The 1,163-nt window shown below is 72.1% G+C and carries 1 protein-coding gene; it reads right to left on the reverse strand.

The genetic code is table 11. From position 1 onward, the window contains the following. The coding region (gene mmuM / locus Mth01_RS29315) for a homocysteine S-methyltransferase (RefSeq protein ID WP_204019203.1) at positions 1–876 on the reverse strand (876 nt) is incomplete at its 3' end. Positions 877–1,163 lie beyond the last annotated feature (287 nt).

The raw sequence follows: 1,163 nt of genomic DNA on the forward strand, positions 1-1,163 counted from the left end.
GCGGCTCCGGAGGCGTTCGCGGATGCGGCGGATGTGCTCGGGGGTGGTACGGCAGCAGCCGCCGACGTGCGTGGCGCCGAGCGCGTGCCACCCCGCTGCGGCCTCGCCGTACTCGATCGGATCGGTGAGGCCGAGCCAGCGGCGCCGCGCCGCGTCCCAGGTTTCGCCGGAGTTGGGGTAGACGATCGTCGCGCCCTCGGAGATCAGGTCGGGGATGAAGCGGGGTGCCGTGCAGTTCACGCCCACGGCGACGACCTGCGGCAGGTCGGCGAAGACGGCGGCGCACTCGGTGAACGGCGTCCCGTCGCTGACGTGCCGCCCGTCCCGGCAGGAGAAGCTCACCCACGCCCGCACCCCGGGCGTCTCGCGCAGCAGGCGCGCGAGCGCCCGCGCCTCGGTGAGCGACGGGATCGTCTCGCAGGCGAGCAGGTCGGCCCCGGCCGTGGCGAGGATCTCGAAGCGCTCACGATGCCACTCGGCCAGGCCGTCCTCGTCGAGGTCGTAGTCGCCGGTGTACTCGGCGCCGTCGGCGAGGAACGCGCCGTACGGCCCCACGCTCGCGGCCACCAGCCCGGCGCCGTGCTCGTCCCTGGCCTGGACGGCGAGCGTGACCGACAGGCGGATCAGGTCGCGTGCCTCGCGCGGAGTGAGGCCACGCCGGACGAAGCCGGGGACGCTCGCCTGGTAGCTCGCCGTGGTCGCCACGTCCGCACCCGCCCGGAAATAGCCGAGGTGCGCCCGGCGAATCACATCGGGCTCTTCGACCAGCAGTTTCGCCGACCACAGTTCGTCATTGAGGTCGCAGCCGAGAGCCTCCAGCCGGGTGGCCAGGCCCCCATCCAGCACAACAGGACTGTCCGGGACGATGGAACTCACCCCGTAACCCTATGCGTTCGAGATATATGGGTATTAAAGGGCTCGTCAAGCGAGTGCTACGCCGCCGGTCGCCCGTTCCCGCCGGAGGGCGGGACGACCGGCCCGACACCGGAGGGGTACGGGAGCCGCGGCGGCCCGTCCCCACTCCGCCGTCCGACGTCCTCCGCCTACCCGAACCCGGCGGACGACCACAACATCCCCGCTGACATCCATGTCCTGCCGCACCGGCGGTGAGTCTCGTCAGGGACAGCCGCCGCGTGCGGCCCTCCGCATGCAGCGATCTTCAC

Origin of the sequence: Sphaerimonospora thailandensis (assembly GCF_016863115.1) — a bacterium.
Classification (GTDB): Bacteria; Actinomycetota; Actinomycetes; order Streptosporangiales; family Streptosporangiaceae; genus Sphaerimonospora; species Sphaerimonospora cavernae.